An 18,970-nucleotide genomic window follows, 5' to 3' on the forward strand; every position below is an offset into this window, starting at 1 on the left:
GAAAAAACCGTGACAGGATACCTGTTGGCCGCGGCCTGTGGCGAGGGTGCAAGCTCCCTCGCCACACCGGCTAGAGGGTGCGCCGGCGGTACAGCAGGTAGCCGCCCAGGCTGCCGAAGACGATCAGGGCCAGCAGGCCGCCGGTCAGCCAGAGCAGTTGCTCGTCCCCCAATAGGGGCTTTTCGATTCGCACATAGCCCGGCTGTTGCAGCAATTGCCTCAGCGCCAGGTTGACCTGCTTCAGGCTCACCGCCCGCAGGCGCTTGGCCGGATCGCTGAAGCGGCCGTTGTCGAAGTCGCCGAGGGCACTCCAGTAGTAATCCGCCAAGGCGCTGTTGCCCTGTACTGCCCAAGCCTGGCGATCGATGGCGGCCTGCTTCAGGCGCTCGAAAGTCGCGGGGTCCAGACCGTCCTTGAGCAGTTTCGCCTTGAGCTGCTCGACCACCTGTCGGGCCTGGGGCAGGTCATCGCGTTCGAGGTCGGCATTGAGGCTGAGAAAACCGACGCTGCCAAACACTTCACGGTCGCTCCAGGGGCCGTAGGACAGCTCATGCTCCAGGCGCAACTGACGGTATAACGCCCAGTCCAGATACTCCTTGAGCAGGTCGAAGGTCTCGTCGTGCTGCTGCTCCAGCAGGGGTTCGGGAAACAGCCAGTGCAATTGTGCGCTCTGCCCTACCCAGCCATGGATCAAGTTGCGCTCGGCGGCGGCCGTGCCCTGGATCTGTGGCAGCTCGCGGTGCTCGCTGGGCTCTACCGGCTCGAGGGCGCCGTAGGTGCGTTCCAGATAAGCCGGCAGCAGGCGATCCAGTTCGCCGACGACGATCAGGGTCATGTTGTTGGGGGCGTACCAGTCTTTGCGCACTTGCTCCAGCTGGGCCAGGGTCAAGTGCCCGACTTCGGCGCGCTCGGCACATTTGAGGCCCAGTTCCACCGCCAGCTGGTTGCCGGCCTTGTGGCCCAGGTCTTGGCGGTCGAGCCAGCGTTGCAGGTGCGAGTAATGGCCGCCGTCTTCGCGCTCCACCACCTGTTTGGCGGCGGCCACGGCGTTGTCGCCAAGGTGAGTGCGGGTGAGCAATGCCAGCAGCAGATCGAGGACCTTGCGCTGGTTTTTCGCTGGGGCTTCGATGACGAAGGTGGTGTCGGCATTGCTGGTATAGGCGTTCCATTCGCCGCCCAGGGCTTGCATGCGCTCTTCCAGGCCGCCCTCGCCGCTGGCGTCGATGCCGCTGAACAGCAAGTGTTCAAGCAGGTGCGGGAGTTCCTTGTCGGCACAGGCGAAATCGTCCAGGCCGACGCCCACCACCAGGCGGATCGCCACATGGCCGCGTTCGCTGCCGGGCTTGAGCAGCAGTTGCAGGCCGTTGGGCAGGGTGTAGCCTTCGACCTGAAAACGATCCAGGGCCCATCCTTGTGCACTGCCCAGCAACAGGCAGGCGAATAACAGACAACGCATAACAAGCTTCCTTACGGCGTGCGTAAGTTTTAGAGACTTCAGATCACTCTGGACGTTCAGGGTGAATGGGTGATGTCAGCCATGTTCTCGATTTCCAGCGCCCCGGTGTCCGAGGTTTCCAGGACCACATAGGCGCTGCTGCAGAACAGCGAGTTGAGACGCTTCATGTCAGCGATCAGTTCCAGGTGCAGGGAGCTGGTCTCGATGCTCTGGACGATCTTGCGCTGCAGCCGGCTGACGTGGGCGTGGGCCAGGCGCCGTTCCTGGGCGCGGAAGCGGCGTTTCTCCCGCAGCAATTGACGTGCGCTTTCCGGGTCGGCGCTGAGAAATACCGAGAGTCCCAGGCGCAGGTTGGCGATCAGTTGCGCGTGCAGTCCGGTCAGCTCTTCCAGACCCACTTCGGAGAAGGAGCGGCGTTGCGACGTCTTCTGCTGCTGGACCTTGCGCAGCATGCGTTCAATCAGGTCGCTGGCCAGCTTGAGGTTGATCGCCAGTTCGATGATCTCCGCCCAGCGCCGGCTGTCCTGCTCGCTGAGGTCTTCCCGGGGCATTTGCGCCAGGTACAGCTTGATGGCGCTGTACAGCGCTTCGACATCCTCGCTCAGGGCGCGCATTTCCTGGGTAATGGCGGTCTGCTTGCCACGCAGCACATCGCGCATGGCTTCCAGCATATTGTCGATCAGGTCGCCGATGCGCAGGGTTTCCCGGGCGGCGTTGGCCAGGGCCAGGCTCGGGGTGGCCAGGGCAGTGGGATCCAGGTGCCGTGGTCGTGCACGGCCGTTGTCCTGAGGGCGCTCGGGCATCAGCCAGGCACAGAATCGGGCCATGGGCCCGACAGTGGGCAGCAGCAACAGGCAGCGGACGGTGTTGTACAACAGGTGGAAGCCGATCACCACTTCCTGTGGACTGAAGTCCAGGCTGTCCATCCAGTGGGCCAGCGGGTCGAGCACCGGAATGATCAGCAGCAGGCCGATCAGCTTGTACAGCAGGCTGCCCAGCGCCACCTGGCGTCCGGCGGTGTTCTGCATGCTGGTGCTGAGGAAGGCCAGCACCCCGCTGCCGATGTTGGCGCCGATCACCAGGCCGATGGCCACCGGCAGGCCGATCACCCCGGCCCCGGCCAGGGTGGCGGTCAGCAGCACCGCCGCCAGGCTGGAGTAGGACACCATGGCGAACACCGCGCCCATCAGCGCATCCAGGAGGATGTCGCCGGTGAGTGAGGCGAACAGCACCTTGACCCCTTGGGCGTGGGTAATCGGCGCTGCGGCTTCGACGATCAGTTGCAGGGCCAGGATGATCAGGCCCAGGCCGATGCCGACCCGGCCCAGCTGGCCGGCGCGAGTCTGTTTGCGCGACAGAAAGAAAATCACCCCGAGGAAGATCAGCAACGGCGACAGCCAGGACAGGTCGAAAGTCAGCACCCGAGCCATCAATGCGGTACCGACATCGGCCCCCAGCATGGTGGCCAGCGCCGGGGTCAGGGTCATCAGGCCCTGGCCGACAAAGGAGGTCACCAGCATCGCCGTGGCGTTGCTGCTCTGGACCATGGCGGTTACCAGGATGCCGGCGACGAAGGCCAGCGGTCGCCTGGCCATGTTCTGACCGATTACGTGGCGCAGGTTGGAGCCGTAGACCCGCAGGATGCCGGTACGGACGATGTGCGTGCCCCAGATCAGCAGGGCCACGGCGGAAAGCAGATTGAGCAGGGTCAGCATGAGAGGGCCCCCCTGGGGTGAAGAGCCCCAAGCGGGGCCAATGGACGTTGTTGCGCGAGGTTCTACGTTATGTATTTAAGCTGTAGTTGGCTAACGCACAGGACGCCAGCATCGCATAGCTAAACCGGTGATTGAAACAAAACTGTCATGAAAACAGCTGCCTGCAGCCGTGAAAAAGGGGCTCGTACAGCCCCTTTTTCTGTAGCGCGTTGGCGGTTTATTGACCAGGAATGTCCTTGCGCAGTTTCACCGGGTCCTGCTGTTTTTTCTTCTTCGCGATGGCGGTGCGCATCTTGATGTTGATGGCTTCCACCGCCAGGGAGAAGGCCATGGCGAAGTAGACGTAGCCTTTTGGTACGTGCACTTCGAAGGCCTCGGCGATCAGTACCGTACCGACCACCAGCAGGAACGACAGCGCGAGCATCTTCAGCGACGGGTGCTTGTCGATGAATTCGCTGATGGCGCCGGCCGCCAGCATCATCACCAGGACCGCGACAATGATCGCCGCCACCATGACCGGCACATGGGACACCATGCCCACTGCGGTGATGACCGAGTCCAGGGAGAAGACGATGTCGATGATGGCGATCTGGATGATGGTGTAGATGAAGTTGCCGCCCTTGCCTTTGGGTTCATCCAGGGTTTCGTCTTCACCTTCCAGTGCGTGGTACATCTCCTGGGAGCTTTTCCACAGCAGGAACAGGCCGCCGAAGAACAGGATCAGGTCCCGTCCGGAAATGCCTTGGCCGAAGACCACGAACAGATCGGCCGTAAGGCGCATGACCCAGGTGATCGACAGCAGCAACAGAATCCGCGTGACCATGGCCAGGGCCAGGCCGAAGATCCGGGTGCGCGCCTGCATGTGCTTGGGCATGCGGCTGACCAGGATCGAAATCATGATGATGTTGTCGATGCCCAGGACGATTTCCAGGGCGGTCAAGGTAAAGAAGGCAACCCAGATTTCCGGGTTGGTCAGCCATTCCACGTGTATTCCTTTGAGCGGTTGTTATGGCCCGGGCCGGGAAGCCGGCCCGAGCGAAGAATCATTGCTTTTATAGCGTGCTGAACAACGGAAAAATCCCCATCAGCAGAGCGGCGAACATTATGCACAGACAGACCAGCACTGCCCACTTGAGGGTGAAGCGCTGGTGATCGCCGAACTCGATGCCAGCCAGGGCCACCAACAGATAGGTCGAGGGTACCAGCGGGCTGAGCAAGTGCACCGGTTGGCCGACGATCGACGCCCGGGCCATTTCCACCGCCGTGATGCCGTAATGACTGGCGGCTTCTGCCAGCACTGGCAATACGCCGTAGTAGAAGGCGTCGTTGGACATGAAGAAGGTGAACGGCATGCTCACCAGCGCGGTGATCACCGCGAGATAGGGCCCCAGGGCTTCAGGGATCACTGCCAGCAGGCTCTTGGACATGGCGTCGACCATGCCGGTACCGGACAGGATGCCGGTGAAGATACCGGCAGCGAAGATCAGCCCGACCACTGCCAGCACGCTGCCGGCGTGGGCCGCGACCCGGTCCTTCTGCTGCTGCAGGCAGGGGTAGTTGACGATCATGGCAATACTGAAGGCCACCATGAACAGCACGGGCAAGGGCAGCAGCCCGGCGATCAGCGCGCACATCAGGGCGAAGGTCAGGGCACCGTTGAACCAGATCAGCTTCGGACGACGGGCGTCGGGGTACTGCGAGACGCTGATTTCACTGTGATCGATCTCATCGCCCGCCAGGTGCAGTTCGCCCAGGCGTGCCCGTTCACGTTTGCCGTACAGATAGGCGATCGCCAGGATCGCCACCACACCGGCCAGCATCGCTGGGATCATCGGCACGAAAATGGCCGACGGGTCCACGTGCAAAGCGCTGGCGGCGCGGGCGGTCGGGCCGCCCCAGGGGGTCATGTTCATCACCCCGCCGGCGAGGATGATCAGGCCCGCCATGATCCGCGGGCTCATGCCGATGCGGCTGTACAACGGCAGCATGGCGGCCACGCAGATCATGTAGGTGGTGGCGCCGTCACCGTCCAGGGACACCACCAGGGCCAGCACGGCGGTGCCGACCGAGACCTTCAGCGGGTCGCCCTTGACCAGCTTGAGGATCTTGCGTACCGCCGGGTCGAACAGGCCGGAGTCGATCATCAGGGCGAAATACAGAATGGCGAACATCAGCATCACGCCGGTGGGCGCCAGCTTGGTGATGCCTTCGAGCATCATGGGACCGATCTTCGGTGCGAAACCGCCGAACAGGGCGAACAGGATCGGCACGATGATCAGCGCGATCAGCGCGGACAGACGCTTGGTCATGATCAGGAACATGAACGTGATGACCATGGCAAAGCCAAGGAAAGTCAGCATGGGAATACTCCAGGCGTAGCGCGGCTAGGGAATGGCGAACCGGGTGGGATCAGCGCAGAACGGCAAGCACGAGGCGTACGGGAGGAGTCGAAGCGAACAGGCGGGTACGAGCGGACATCAGAATCACCATTGTTGTTGTTAATAGGGCCGGGAGCGCCAGAAACGCCCGCTGTGGCCAACCGGTCTTTTGCCGGTAGTGGAGGCGATCCTAATCGGGGAAGCTTTCAGCCAGCTTTCGGCATTGAAAGGAAACGGTGGATGTTGCGGCAGGCGACCAGCGGCATAAAGTGACGGGCATGGGCCCAAAAGAGGAATGCACATGAGTGAGTTGCACACCGGCGGCTGCCACTGCGGGCGGCTGCGCTACCAGTTCAGCGGGCCACTGCGGGATATCGCCCACTGTCATTGCTCGATCTGCCGCCGGGTCAGCGGCGGTCTGGTGACCACCTGGATCACCCTGCCCGCCGAGGCTTTCAAGTGGCTGGAAGGCGTTCCCGCGCGCTACGACTCATCTGCAAGTTGTGCGCGCTATTTCTGCGCTGACTGCGGTGCTCACTTGGCACTGGTTACCCGTCTGAGCCCGGACAGCATCGATGTCACCATTGCCACTCTGGATCACCCGGAACGGGCGCCTGCGGACCGGCATATCTGGACCGACAGCCGGCTGCCCTGGCTGCACCTGGATGAGCATCTGCCGGAAGAACCCGAGGAAACACTGTAGGAACCGGCTTGCCGGCGAAACTTTCAAGGCAGCTCCAACCCACCCGCTGCTTTGTGCAGAGCCCGCAGGTGCTCGCCCACCTGCTTCAGATTGGCCTCGTTGGCGGCGATCTCGGCGGCCCGGGCTGGTTCGAGCAACGCCCGCACTTCCTTGTCCAGTTCGCCGGTCAGCGATTGCAGCTGTTTCTGCCGCTCACTGCTTTCGGACTCCAGGCGCTGCCATTCGCCGGGCTGAGGCAAGCCATAGCCGCTGCTGCCCAGCAGTTCCGCCGGTCGGCTGAGGAAGCCGCTGTTGGCGAGAATTTCCTGCAGGGTCTTGTTGGCTTTTTCCATGCCGCCATTCTTCAGTTCCCGGGCGCCCAGGTAGCGCTGCTTGACCTCGTCCTGGGCCAGCAACAGTTGCCGGCGATAGCTGGCCTGCTCCAGGAGCAGCAAGGCCGCGCTGGTTCGCAGGTCGGCCCGGTCGAACCACTGGCGGCGTTGCGCAGCGCTCAGTGACAGCCAGTCTTCGACGCTGGCCTGCTTGATCGGCAGGTGCTTTTTGATCACTTCGAACATGGCCTGGTAGCGGTCGCGGAAGGAGTCGAAGCGATAGCCCAGGCGCAGCGCTTCCCGGGGATCGTCGAGCACGCTGGTGTCCGCCAGTCCCCTGCCCTTGAGCACTTCCAGCAAGCCGTTGGGCATGATGCTGTCGAGGCCAATCAGTTGTTTGTTGTTGCTGCCGCTGCGCAGCAGCTTGAGGCTCTCCACTGCGCAGTTGTTGGACAGGAAGTAATAGTTGCCGTCGTAGCTCCAGTGCATCTCGGCAGCGTGCTCCACCACTTCCTCGATCTCGCTGCGTGACAGCTTCAGGGGCACGGATGCCAGGCTGCGCAGTTCGGTCTTGGTGTATTCATCGATGACTTGCGACAGCGGCAGGACGAACAGCCGCGAAGGATATTTGCCCACCAGGCCATCCCAGCTGGACAACTGTACGTCGCCGACAAAGGCGCGGTAGGACAGCACCAGGTGTTGGTCCAGGTCCAGGCGGCAATCCGGGCCTCGGGGGCGGCCCGGGGCACAGATCACCAGGCGCAGCATGCTGTGGCCCCAGCGGCTGACCCAGTTCTGGTTGGCCTCGGCCAGCAGGTAGTCCACCGCGTAGACCCGTTCCGGGTCGACCTTGCCCAGGGGCGTCTTGGCGAAGTCGTTGCCGGCGTTGAGGAAGGCAAAGGACTGGGCACAATTGTCCTTGGCTGCAGGGGCCCAGGCGAAATGTTCCTGGTAGTAGCGATACAGCGCCGGCCGGCGGCAGGCGTAGCTCGGATCGAGGAGGAAGTACTCCATGTTCACCGCTACGAACTCTTTCGGGTTGGTGATCTCGTAGAGGTCCGGACTGCGGGCAACCTGCCGGTTGTGCTGTTCCCGCTCTCCGCGGCGACCGACATATTGCGGCCAGCCGGCCAGGTCCAGCAGCCGCGGGTCGTCGCTGAGGGTAAAGCGGCGATCGTTCTGGCCCCGGCACTCATCCGGCAGGCCGATCAGGCCGGAAGTACCGGTCTTGCGGGTGCAGCGCTGGATCAGGCTGCGTTCGGCGCTGGGCCATAAACGCGCACGATCATAAATATGGGTCAGTTCATGAAGTACGGTGGCGAGCAGTTCCCGGCGCACGGTGCCGTGGGGGCGACTGGTCTTCTGGGTCGCAGCCGAGCCATCGGCCAGGCTGGGCAACAGGGCACGATTGAGGTCCAGTTCCGCAACCAGGGATGCCGCGCCATAGGCATTGTCGGGCATCTGGTCGGTCCAGCCGACATCAATGGTGCGATCCAGTTGCTGGATGAAGCGCGGCGGCAGTGCCTGCATCGCTTCATCCAGCAGCGCCTGGCTGGCGCGTTGTTGCGCCGGGCTCAAACCATCGGTCTTGAGGCGCAATTGCAGGTCGGCTTGGGCGGTGCCACAGAGCAGCCCCAGGGTCCCGGCCAGCAGCCAGGCGAAAACTGGCTTCACAGAGCGAGGATAGCTTCGGCGAGGACCTGATCGCTGGCGTTACGGGCTTCCGGCAATTGGGTGCGCAGTGCAGTGAAGGCAGCTTCCAGTTGTGCGCCACGGATATCGCCATTGCTGGCGACAAAGCTGGCGGCATCGTCATGGGCTTCGCGCACGACTTTGGAGTCTCGGATCGAGGTGGTGGTGTCCGAGGTGAAATCGATCGTGCGGCCAGAGGCGCGGACGATGATATTACTGGTGGCCACCAGGGTTTGTGCCTGGGCCACGTCGGCCAACAACAGCAGGCCAAGGGTGGCGGCAATCAGCGGGCTACGCATGGAACGACTCCGGAATAACAGGGATGGCTATTGGACGAGAATTGCCTGCGCCAGTTCAAGGTCGCTGGCATGAAGTTTTGCCTGGTGTTGCCGCAGATACTTCAGTGCGGACTCCAGGCGTGCCCCACGCAGTTGGCCGTCGGTCGCAATGAAGGCGGCGGCGTCATCCTGGGCGGCGAGCAGCAGTTTATGGTCGAAGGGCGCCGAGGTCACCTGGCTTGTAGCGTAAGCCGTGATGACCGAGCTCTGGGTCGTCAGGTCAAATGCCTGCACCGAGGAGGCCCAACAGATAGCGATCAATAGTGGAGCGAAAAGCGAAATTCGGAACAAACCCAAGAGTCTCGACAGCTGAAAACCAGCGCCAAGGCTAGCGCAATGGCCCGGGCAGGGCCAGTGCAGAGGGTTTCAGGTGCGTACACGCACCTGAAACGGCAGGTCAGATCGCCAGGATTGCTTGAGCCAGTTGTGTGTCAGTGGCCTGCAACTGAGGGGCTTGTTGGCGGATGTGGGCGAAGGCACTTTCCAGTTTTACCCCGCGAATTGCGCCGTCGGTGGCGACGAAGCTGGCGGCGTCATCCCGGGCAGCGCGGACAATCTTGTTGTCGCGCAGGGAGGAGGTGACGTCGGAGGTCGCATCGGTCGTGGCCTTGAGGGCGCCGACAATGGCGTCAGTGGTCACGATCAGGCTAGTGGCGTGGGCATTGGCGGCCAGGGACAGCAGTGCGGCAGCGCTGAGCAGTCGAAGACGGGACATGGGTAACTCCTGTGAATGAAACAGACAATTAAAGGGCGCTGAGTGAGACGCCGGGCAGCCACTGCGAGGTGCTGTGTCCGATGAAACTGACGCAACTCGGAAGAAAATCGCTACGTCACTTCAGATATTAGGCTGAGCTTTTCTATTCGCACAGATCTGTGTCAGGGCTGGGGGCTGCCAACAATGAATTCATGACGCAGTCCTCGTCGAGACGTCGAACGATTGGCTTGCAGCATCAAGCTATTGGGTTTCTCGGCGAAGAGACAGATAGGCTGGGATTTTAACTGTACCTATTATATTTTTGTTTTATTAAACTGTACCTATCATTGGCTGGTACAGACTGCCCTTCACCTCTGAACGTTTGTCATCGGCTCACAACGACAAAACCCGTCGCAGTTTCCCGCGACGGGTTTTGTGTATGCAATTCGGGGTGCTGGCGGTGGACCCGGAGGGTCAGAGCCAGCGACGCTGAGTTAGCGCCAGAACGGCTTGCTCAGCTCTTCGTAGCGTTGTGCTTCGCTGATCCCGGCATCGGCCAGCAGACGCGAATCCAGGCGAGCCAGTTGATGGCGGCTGGAGATGCGGCGCTGCCACAGCATCAGGTTGGCGATAACGCGCAGAGGCAGGGAAGCCTGGGTTTTTTCAGCTTTGTCTTCGAAGAACAGTTCGGAACTGAGTGTACGTTCCATGGTTGACATCCTTCCGCTTGTGGCGGGATCAGGTAGTGATTTAACTGGTGCCCATGATCCTCTTCCCGCGCAAGACTCTGTAGATACAGTTCACCTGTATTGTGAAGGACCAGTTAACTGTTTATAGAGGCTGTACTGTTCGTAAATGGCGCAACTGTACCTGTCAGCACCTTTTTGGTGCGTTTAGGCGGTTTTTGATTGGAAGTTAACGGTTTTAGGCGAGGGAGAGACCGGTACAGCAGTACAGTTTTTGTCGGCCTATGATGGGCTGCTGGCGAGCTGACGAAACTGTGTTTGCGTCAGCTACCAACTGTATCAATCACTCGGCGAGCATTTTCCCGGTTTCTTCCAGATTGATGTGCCAGCTCAGGGCATCACGCAGTATGTGTGGTGTGTGACCACCCAAGGCGCAGGCCTTGGTGAAGTAGTCATTCAGCGCGTCGCGGTAGGACGGATGCACACAGTTGTCGATGATCACCCGCGCCCGCTCACGTGGCGCCAGGCCACGCAAGTCTGCCAGGCCGATCTCGGTCACCAGGATGTCGACGTCATGCTCGGTGTGGTCCACGTGGCTGACCATGGGCACCACGCTGGAAATCGCCCCGCTCTTGGCAATCGACTTGGTGACGAAGATCGCCAGGTGCGCGTTGCGGGCGAAGTCGCCGGAGCCGCCGATGCCGTTCATCATCCGCGTGCCGCAGACGTGGGTGGAGTTGACGTTGCCGTAGATGTCGAACTCCAGGGCGGTGTTGATGCCGATGATGCCCAGGCGGCGCACCACTTCCGGGTGGTTGGAGATCTCCTGGGGGCGCAGAACCAGCTTGTCCTTGTAGCGTTCCAGATTGCCGAACACGTCGGCGTTGCGCCGGCTCGACAGGGTGATGGAGCTGCCCGAGGCGAAGCTGAGCTTGCCGGCGTCGATCAGGTCGAAGGTCGAGTCCTGCAGCACCTCGGAGTACATGGTCAGGTTCTCGAACGGCGACTCGATCAGGCCGCACATCACCGCGTTGGCGATGTTGCCGATGCCCGCCTGCAGCGGGCCGAGCTTGTTGCTCATGCGTCCGGCATCCACTTCCTGCTTGAGGAAGTCGATCAGGTGATTGGCGATGCCTTGTGTTTCGCTGTCCGGGGTGGACACGGTAGACGGCGAGTCGGACTGGTTGGTGATGACGATGGCGACGATCTTTTCCGCTGGGATCGGAATCGCGGTGCTACCGATGCGATCGTCGACCTTCACCAGTGGGATTGGGGTGCGGGTTGGACGATAAGTCGGGATATAGATGTCGTGCAGGCCTTCCAGGTTCGGGTTGTGCGCCAGGTTGATCTCGACGATCACCTGCTTGGCGAAGATCGCGAAGCTGGCGGAGTTGCCCACCGAAGTGGTCGGCACGATATGGCCCTGTTCAGTGATGGCGACAGCCTCGATTACTGCAATGTCCGGCAGCTTGAGCTGCTGGTTGCGCAGTTGCTCGACGGTTTCCGATAAGTGCTGGTCGATGAACATCACTTCGCCGGCGTTGATCGCCTTGCGCAGGGTGCTGTCCACCTGGAACGGCATGCGCCGGGCCAGGACGCCGGCTTCGGTGAGTTGCTTGTCCAGGTCGTTGCCCAGGCTGGCACCGGTCATCAGGCTGATTTTCAGCGGGGTCACCTTGGCCCGTTCGGCCAGGGCATGGGGCACGGCCTTGGCTTCACCGGCGCGGGTGAAGCCGCTCATGCCGACGGTCATGCCGTCCTCAATCAGGGCGGCAGCGTCGGCGGCGCTCATCACCTTATCCAACAACGAAGGCAAGCGGATACGATCACGGTACATGGATTGTTATCTCGGGCAACGGAAGCAAGAAGCGCAGTCTAGTGATTTCAAAAAAAAACGCCCCGCGACAAAGGTCGAATGAAAGGCCCTGATCTAGAGCCTTCTGTCGGCTTTATGGTGTAAATAAAAAACCCCAGCCTACTAAAGGCTGAGGTTTGGGTTATTGCGCTACAGCAGCTTTACTCGACGGCTTTGACCATGTCTTCGATGACTTTCTTGGCGTCGCCGAAGACCATCATGGTCTTGTCCAGGTAAAACAGTTCGTTGTCCAGGCCGGCATAACCACTGGCCATGGAGCGCTTGTTGACGATGATGGTCTTGGCCTTGAAAGCCTCGAGGATCGGCATGCCGGCGATCGGCGATTTCGGATCGTTCTTCGCCGCCGGGTTGACCACGTCGTTGGCACCTAGGACCAGCACCACGTCGGCCTGACCGAACTCGGAGTTGATGTCTTCCATCTCGAACACCTGGTCGTAAGGCACTTCGGCTTCGGCCAGCAATACGTTCATGTGGCCGGGCATGCGCCCCGCTACCGGGTGGATCGCGTACTTCACGGTTACGCCGCGGTGGGTCAGCTTCTCGGTCAGCTCTTTCAGCGCGTGCTGGGCCCGCGCTACCGCCAGGCCGTAGCCGGGAACGATGATCACGGTGTCCGCGTTGGTCAGCAGGAAGGTCGCATCGTCAGCCGAGCCGGATTTCACCGGACGGGCTTCCTGTGCACCGGCCGGGCCACCCGCATCGGCGCTGTTGCCGAAACCGCCCAGAAGCACGTTGAAGAATGAACGGTTCATCGCCTTGCACATGATGTACGAAAGGATCGCGCCGCTGGAGCCCACCAGGGAACCGGCGATGATCAGCATCGAGTTGTTCAGGGAGAAACCGATCCCTGCCGCTGCCCAGCCCGAATAGCTGTTGAGCATCGATACCACCACCGGCATGTCGGCGCCGCCGATCGGGATGATGATCAGCACACCCATGACGAAGGCCAGGGCCAGCATGAGGGCAAAGGCGCCCAGGTTGCCGGTGGCCATGAAGGTCACGCCCAGGCCGAGGGTGGCCAGGCCCAGCACCAGGTTGAGTTTGTGCTGGCCGGCGAACTGTACCGGTGCGCCCTGGAACAGGCGGAACTTGTACTTGCCCGACAGCTTGCCGAAGGCGATCACCGAGCCGGAGAAGGTGATGGCACCGATGGCCGCGCCGAGGAACAGTTCCAGACGGTTACCAGCGGGGATCGCATCGCCCAGGTGTTTGACGATGCCCAGAGACTGCGGTTCGACCACGGCGGCAATGGCGATGAACACCGCGGCCAGACCGATCATGCTGTGCATGAAGGCCACCAACTCCGGCATCTTGGTCATTTCTACGCGCTTGGCCATGATCGAACCGGCGGTGCCGCCGATCAGCAGGCCCACGATGACGTAGCCGATGCCGGCGGTGGCCAGTTCTGCGCCGAGCTTATAGATGAGGCCAATGGTGGTCAGTACCGCCAGGGCCATGCCCAGCATGCCGAACAGGTTGCCGCGTCGGGACGTGGTCGGGTGCGAAAGTCCCTTGAGCGCCTGGATAAAGCACACCGAGGCAATCAGATAGAGGGTTGTTACCAGATTCATACTCATTACTTCTGCACCTCTTCTTTCACGGCTTTGGGCGCTTTCTTCTTAAACATTTCCAGCATGCGGCGGGTCACCAGGAAGCCACCGAACACGTTGACCGCGGCCAAGGCAACGGCCAGGGTGCCCATGGTCTTGCCCAGCGGGGTCACGGTCAGGGCGGCAGCCAGCATGGCGCCGACGATGACGATGGCGGAAATGGCGTTGGTCACCGCCATCAGCGGCGTATGCAGTGCGGGTGTGACGTTCCAGACCACGTGATAACCGACATAGATCGCCAGCACGAAGATGATCAGGTTGTAGATACCGGGGGAGATAAGCTCTTCCATCGTCTGAATCCCTGCTTAGGCGTTTTTGCGGATGACTTGGCCGTCGCGGCACATCAGGCACGCGGCGACGATGTCGTCTTCGAGGTTGACTTCGAACTGCCCTTCTTTAGTGAAGACAAGCTTCAGGAAGTCCAGCAGGTTGCGGGCGTACAGCGCCGAGGCATCTGCAGCTACCGCGCCGGCCAGGTTGGTCGGGCCGACGATGGTTACACCGTTTTCGACCACGACCTGATCCGCTACGGTCAGCGGGCAGTTGCCGCCCTGTGCTGCTGCCAGGTCGATGACCACCGAGCCGGGTTTCATCTGGGCGACGGTCTCGGCGCTCAGCAGCGTCGGTGCCTTGCGGCCTGGGATCAGCGCGGTGGTGATGACGATATCGGACTGCTTTGCACGCTCGTGGACCGCCTGGGCCTGGCGCTGCATCCAGCTGGCCGGCATGGGACGGGCGTAGCCACCGACACCTACAGCGCACTCGCGCTCTTCGTCGGTCTCGTAAGGCACGTCGACGAACTTGGCCCCCAGGGACTCGATCTGCTCCTTCACAGCTGGGCGCACGTCCGAGGCCTCGATCACCGCACCCAGGCGCTTGGCCGTGGCGATGGCCTGCAGCCCTGCCACACCGGCGCCGAGGATCAGCACGCGGGCTGCTTTGACGGTGCCAGCGGCGGTCATCAGCATTGGCATGAAGCGCGGATAGTAGTGGGCGGCCAGCAGCACAGCCTTGTAGCCGGCAATGTTGGCCTGGGACGACAACACGTCCAGGCTCTGGGCCCGGGAAGTGCGTGGTGCCGCCTCGAGGGCGAAGGCAGTAATGCCACGTTCGGCCAGCTTGGCGATGGTTTCATTGCTGAACGGATTGAGCATGCCCACCAACACGGTGCCGCTCTTGATCAGAGCCAGCTCGCTGTCACTGGGGGCCACTACCTTGAGGATCAGTTCGGCGCCAAAGGCATCGTTGGCGTTGCCAATGGTTGCCCCTGCCGCTTCATAGGCACTGTCGACCACGCTGGCGTTAATGCCGGCGCCGCTTTGCACAGTGACTTTATGACCCTGGCCGATCAGCTTCTTGATGGTTTCCGGGGTTGCAGCAACCCGTGTTTCACCCGTCTGGGTTTCGAGAGGAACACCAATGTGCACGTCAAATCTCCTGCTTGATCTTATTGCTTTCGATCTTTCTTAGAAGGCCAGCGCACTGAGGAGGGTGCGGCTGGGGCGGCCGATCAGCACGATCCCGCTGAAATCACAGCGGGGCGCGGCATTTTGCAGGCGAACTTTGAGGCCTTCAAGGGATTCTGACTAGTGACGGAAAATTAACTACAAGTCACCCCGTGACCGAATGTCGCAACGTACAGACTTAAACCCTTGTAAGCCGCGCCTTTCAAGGCTTTAGACATGAAATTAAGATTTTTCTCATCGGTGGCGTGAATAGTCTTACATCGCCTCTAAATAAACCCTACAAGCCGCGTGGTTAGGCGCTTGTAGAACGATTGTCCAAGGTGTCGGTACAGTCTGTCTAGATGCGACAAATAGTTATATCTGTAGGGCTTTGAATTAGTTGACTACGGGGTCAGCTATTGGCGTGTAGCCTTTATTTTCCAAGGTTGTAGCTGTTCGCCTGGTTTACTAGCCAGTCGCGAAATGCCCGTAAAGAGGCTGATTCAACCTTGCGCTCAGGAATCATCAGGTAGTACGCCTTGATGCTCGTGAGTGCTTGAGGGTTGGCAATCACCAGGCGTTTTTCCGCCAGTTCGCGCTGAATGAGAAAGGCTGGAATCAGGGCGATGCCCATGTCATGCATGGCTGCCTGGGCCAGCATGGAGAATAGCTCGTAGCGTGGCCCTGTCATGTCACGGGGGATGCTCATTTGTTGTGAGTTGAACCATTGTCGCCAGGCGTAGGGACGTGTGGTCTGCTGCAACAGGGGCAGTTCGGCAATGGCTTCGGCACTCAGTTGCTGGTGGTTGCCCAGTATGGCCGGGCTGCACACCGGCACTGGATGCTCGCCCATCAGGCGATGGGACTGAGTGCCGGACCAGTCGGCGTCACCGAAGTAGATGGCTGCGTCGAAGGGGGTATCGGCGAACAGGAAGGGGCGTGTGCGGTTGGTCAGGTTGACGGTGACTTCGGGGTGTTGCTGTTGGAAGTCCTTGAGGCGTGGTAGCAGCCATTGAGTGCCGAAGGTCGGTACCACTGCCAGTTCGATGACATTGGCGCCTTGCTGACCCATCACGGAAAGGGTGTCGCGCTCTACGGCATCCAGTTGAGTTGCGACCCGTCGACTGTAGGAAAGGCCGGCTTCGGTCAGTTTGACCCCCCGTCGCGAGCGTCGGAAGAGTTCTACGCCGAGGAACTCCTCCAGGCTGGCGATCTGTCGGCAGACGGCGCCCTGGGTCAGGGAAAGCTCCTGCGCCGCCTTGGTAAAGCTCTCGTGGCGGGCGGCGGCCTCGAAGCTGATCAGGGCGGCGGTACTGGGGATCTTTCTGCGCATGTACGGCTATCTCACTAATGGTGGCTGTAGATGGCACTTTTTGCCGTCACGAAGTGAGAAATTAGCACAACAGTATGCAAAATCCTCGTTTGCCGGGAGGCTCCTGCTGGGTCTAGGATCAGCCCACGATAGTTGACCTACTTCACGAGGATTCACTCATGGGCGGCAAAGCAAGCTTCAACTGGATCGATCCCCTTCTGCTGGACCAGCAACTGACTGAAGAAGAGCGCATGGTCCGCGACAGTGCCGAGCAGTTCGCTCAGGACAAGCTGGCACCACGGGTTCTGGAAGCTTTCCGCCATGAGAAGACCGACCCGGCCATCTTCCGTGAAATGGGTGAAGTCGGCCTCCTGGGCGCGACCATTCCCGAGCAGTACGGCGGCAGTGGCCTGAACTATGTGTGCTATGGCCTGATCGCTCGTGAAGTGGAGCGCGTGGACTCGGGTTACCGCTCCATGATGAGTGTGCAGTCGTCCCTGGTGATGGTGCCGATCAACGAGTTCGGCACCGAAGCGCAAAAGCAGAAGTACCTGCCGAAATTGGCGTCTGGCGAATGGATTGGCTGCTTTGGTCTGACCGAGCCGAACCATGGTTCCGATCCGGGCGCGATGGTTACTCGTGCGCGCAAGGTCGAAGGTGGCTACAGCTTGACCGGTAGCAAGATGTGGATCACCAACAGTCCGATCGCGGATGTGTTTGTGGTCTGGGCCAAGGATGACGCTGGTGATATCCGTGGCTTCGTTCTGGAGAAAGGCTGGAAAGGTCTGAGCACTCCAGCCATTCATGGCAAGGTGGGCCTGCGGGCGTCGATCACTGGCGAGATCGTCATGGATAACGTTTTTGTCCCGGAAGAGAACATCTTCCCGGATGTGCGTGGTCTGAAAGGTCCTTTCACTTGCTTGAACTCGGCACGCTACGGCATCTCCTGGGGCGCGCTTGGCGCGGCGGAGTTCTGCTGGCACACCGCGCGTCAATACACCCTTGATCGTCAGCAGTTTGGCCGTCCTCTGGCTGCGACTCAGTTGATCCAGAAAAAGCTGGCAGACATGCAGACCGAAATTACTCTCGCCCTTCAGGGCTGCCTGCGTCTGGGGCGGATGAAGGATGAAGGGACCGCGGCGGTGGAAATCACCTCGATCATGAAGCGCAACTCCTGCGGCAAGTCTCTGGATATCGCGCGGATGGCTCGTGACATGTTGGGTGGCAACGGTATCTCCGATGAGTTTGGTATCGCCCGTCACCTGGTGAACCTGGAGGTGGTCAATACCTACGAAGGCACTCACGACGTGCATGCGCTGATTCTCGGGCGTGCACAAACCGGTATCCAGGCGTTCTATTAATAGGAGAGCGGCCATGGGCGCGTTATCGCATCTGCGGGTACTGGATTTATCACGGGTACTGGCCGGGCCTTGGTCGGGGCAGATCCTTGCGGACCTGGGGGCCGAGGTCATCAAGGTTGAGCGTCCGGGCAATGGTGACGATACACGCGCCTGGGGGCCGCCCTTCCTTAAAGATGCCTATGGCGAGAACACCACGGAGGCTGCTTATTACCTGTCGGCCAACCGTAACAAGCAGTCAGTGACCATCGACTTCACTCGTTCTGAGGGGCAGCAGTTGGTGCGTGAGCTGGCTGCCAAGTCGGACATTGTCATCGAGAACTTCAAGGTTGGTGGGCTGGCTGCATATGGCTTGGACTATGAATCGCTCAAGGCAATCAATCCGAGACTGATCTATTGCTCGATCACCGGGTTTGGTCAGACCGGTCCCTATGCCAAGCGGGCGGGTTATGACTTCATGATTCAGGGGTTGGGTGGGCTGATGAGCCTGACCGGACGCCCTGAGGGGGATGAGGGGGCTGGGCCGGTGAAGGTCGGTGTAGCGTTGACCGATATTCTGACCGGGCTGTACTCGACGGTGGCGATTCTGGCGGCCTTGGCTCATCGGGATCAGGGCGGCGGCGGCCAGCACATCGATATGGCGCTGCTGGATGTGCAGGTTGCCTGTCTGGCTAACCAGGCCATGAACTATCTGACGACGGGAGTTGCTCCCAAGCGCTTGGGCAATGCGCACCCTAATATAGTGCCCTATCAGGATTTTCCGACTGCGGATGGAGACTTCATCCTCACCGTGGGTAATGACGGGCAGTTTCGTAAGTTTGCTGAGGTAGCGGGTCAGCCGCAGTGGGCGGATGATCCTCGGTTTGCTACTAACAAGCTGCGGGTGGCTAATCGGGCGCTGTTGATTCCATTGATTCGCCAGGCGACGGTATTCAAGACTACTGCTGAGTGGGTAAGTCAGTTGGAGAAGGCAGGAGTGCCGTGTGGGCCGATTAATGATCTGGCCCAGGTATTTGCCGACCCGCAGGTTGTGTTTCGTGGTCTGGCTGTTGAGCTGCCCCATGCGTTGGCGGGGACTGTGCCTCAGGTCGCCAGCCCGATTCGTCTCTCCGAGACGCCTGTGGAGTACCGTAATGCCCCTCCTCTATTGGGTGAGCACACTGCGCAGGTCCTGCAGCGAGTATTGGGAATGCAGGTCGAGGCTGTTGAGGCTTTGACGCGTTCGGGAGTGCTGTAAGGCTTCTCTTCTATATAGAGGGGCGTAATGCCCCTCTATGCGGCTAGCCAAAACACTCTTCTGAGGGTGTTTTTGAGTTTATTCATAGAAAATGCAAATTAAGTGTTGACGGCAGATTCTACAGGTCTATAATTCGCCCCACTTCCGGCGCAGTCGAAA

At 60.6% G+C, this 18,970-nt stretch carries 17 protein-coding genes; 3 read left to right on the plus strand and 14 right to left on the minus strand.

Annotated features, from left to right (window positions below; all coding sequences use genetic code 11):
* Window positions 1-70: 70 nt before the first annotated feature.
* From PQT43_RS26540 to PQT43_RS26555, 4 genes are all read right to left on the minus strand, one after another.
* Window positions 71-1,456: a M16 family metallopeptidase gene (locus PQT43_RS26540; RefSeq protein WP_267269178.1), complete on the minus strand. Its 1,386-nt coding sequence runs from the start codon at window positions 1,454-1,456 to the stop codon at window positions 71-73.
* Between the two features lie 56 nt (window positions 1,457-1,512).
* Window positions 1,513-3,171, minus strand: a complete 1,659-nt coding sequence (locus PQT43_RS26545) for a Na/Pi cotransporter family protein (protein ID WP_102881460.1) — start codon at window positions 3,169-3,171, stop codon at window positions 1,513-1,515.
* A gap of 217 nt (window positions 3,172-3,388) precedes the next feature.
* Window positions 3,389-4,156 carry a TerC family protein gene (locus PQT43_RS26550; protein WP_102862514.1) on the minus strand — a complete coding sequence of 256 codons (768 nt, stop codon included), beginning with the start codon at window positions 4,154-4,156 and terminating at the stop codon, window positions 3,389-3,391.
* Between the two features lie 67 nt (window positions 4,157-4,223).
* A complete protein-coding gene (locus tag PQT43_RS26555) occupies window positions 4,224-5,531 on the minus strand; it encodes a CitMHS family transporter (RefSeq protein ID WP_253084169.1) in 1,308 nt (435 codons plus the stop codon).
* 319 nt (window positions 5,532-5,850) lie between these two features.
* Between PQT43_RS26555 and PQT43_RS26560 the strand changes: the two genes are divergently transcribed.
* The gene (locus PQT43_RS26560; RefSeq protein ID WP_253084170.1) at window positions 5,851-6,252 is read left to right on the plus strand and encodes a GFA family protein; all 402 of its coding nucleotides are present in this window, start codon (window positions 5,851-5,853) and stop codon (window positions 6,250-6,252) included.
* A 23-nt stretch (window positions 6,253-6,275) separates the two neighbouring features.
* On the opposite strand, the gene PQT43_RS26565 is transcribed toward PQT43_RS26560, so the two are convergent.
* From PQT43_RS26565 to PQT43_RS26610, 10 genes are all read right to left on the minus strand, one after another.
* Window positions 6,276-8,237, minus strand: coding sequence for a DUF7844 domain-containing protein (locus PQT43_RS26565; RefSeq protein ID WP_253084171.1), 1,962 nt, complete (start codon window positions 8,235-8,237; stop codon window positions 6,276-6,278).
* On the minus strand, window positions 8,234-8,554 hold the full coding sequence (locus PQT43_RS26570; RefSeq protein WP_102862518.1) for a DUF2388 domain-containing protein: 321 nt from the start codon (window positions 8,552-8,554) through the stop codon (window positions 8,234-8,236). Before PQT43_RS26570 ends, PQT43_RS26565 begins: the two co-directional genes overlap by 4 nt.
* Window positions 8,555-8,581: 27 nt before the next feature.
* The gene (locus PQT43_RS26575; protein WP_404942562.1) at window positions 8,582-8,875 is read right to left on the minus strand and encodes a DUF2388 domain-containing protein; all 294 of its coding nucleotides are present in this window, start codon (window positions 8,873-8,875) and stop codon (window positions 8,582-8,584) included.
* 115 nt (window positions 8,876-8,990) lie between these two features.
* On the minus strand, window positions 8,991-9,308 hold the full coding sequence (locus tag PQT43_RS26580) for a DUF2388 domain-containing protein (protein ID WP_102881464.1): 318 nt from the start codon (window positions 9,306-9,308) through the stop codon (window positions 8,991-8,993).
* Between the two features lie 473 nt (window positions 9,309-9,781).
* A complete protein-coding gene (locus tag PQT43_RS26585; protein ID WP_011058498.1) occupies window positions 9,782-9,997 on the minus strand; it encodes a DUF1127 domain-containing protein in 216 nt (71 codons plus the stop codon).
* Between the two features lie 319 nt (window positions 9,998-10,316).
* The gene (locus PQT43_RS26590) at window positions 10,317-11,810 is read right to left on the minus strand and encodes an acetyl-CoA hydrolase/transferase family protein (RefSeq protein ID WP_253084172.1); all 1,494 of its coding nucleotides are present in this window, start codon (window positions 11,808-11,810) and stop codon (window positions 10,317-10,319) included.
* Between the two features lie 179 nt (window positions 11,811-11,989).
* Entirely contained in the window at window positions 11,990-13,426 is a 1,437-nt protein-coding gene (locus tag PQT43_RS26595) for an NAD(P)(+) transhydrogenase (Re/Si-specific) subunit beta (RefSeq protein ID WP_016963710.1), read from the minus strand.
* Window positions 13,426-13,749, minus strand: coding sequence for an NAD(P) transhydrogenase subunit alpha (locus PQT43_RS26600; RefSeq protein ID WP_005783507.1), 324 nt, complete (start codon window positions 13,747-13,749; stop codon window positions 13,426-13,428). Before PQT43_RS26600 ends, PQT43_RS26595 begins: the two co-directional genes overlap by 1 nt.
* A gap of 15 nt (window positions 13,750-13,764) precedes the next feature.
* Window positions 13,765-14,886, minus strand: a complete 1,122-nt coding sequence (locus PQT43_RS26605; RefSeq protein ID WP_102862522.1) for a Re/Si-specific NAD(P)(+) transhydrogenase subunit alpha — start codon at window positions 14,884-14,886, stop codon at window positions 13,765-13,767.
* 451 nt (window positions 14,887-15,337) lie between these two features.
* Window positions 15,338-16,237, minus strand: a complete 900-nt coding sequence (locus tag PQT43_RS26610) for a LysR family transcriptional regulator (protein WP_253084173.1) — start codon at window positions 16,235-16,237, stop codon at window positions 15,338-15,340.
* A gap of 158 nt (window positions 16,238-16,395) precedes the next feature.
* Here PQT43_RS26610 and PQT43_RS26615 point away from each other — a divergent pair, with 158 nt between their 5' ends.
* A complete protein-coding gene (locus tag PQT43_RS26615) occupies window positions 16,396-17,577 on the plus strand; it encodes an acyl-CoA dehydrogenase (protein ID WP_267269179.1) in 1,182 nt (393 codons plus the stop codon).
* 13 nt (window positions 17,578-17,590) lie between these two features.
* Window positions 17,591-18,811 (plus strand): CaiB/BaiF CoA transferase family protein, encoded by a 1,221-nt coding sequence (locus PQT43_RS26620; protein ID WP_102881468.1) that lies wholly within the window; start codon window positions 17,591-17,593, stop codon window positions 18,809-18,811.
* The last annotated feature ends 159 nt before the right edge of the window (window positions 18,812-18,970 follow it).

This window comes from Pseudomonas sp. BLCC-B112, assembly GCF_028550695.1.
In the GTDB taxonomy this organism is placed as follows: domain Bacteria; phylum Pseudomonadota; class Gammaproteobacteria; order Pseudomonadales; family Pseudomonadaceae; genus Aquipseudomonas; species Aquipseudomonas danubii.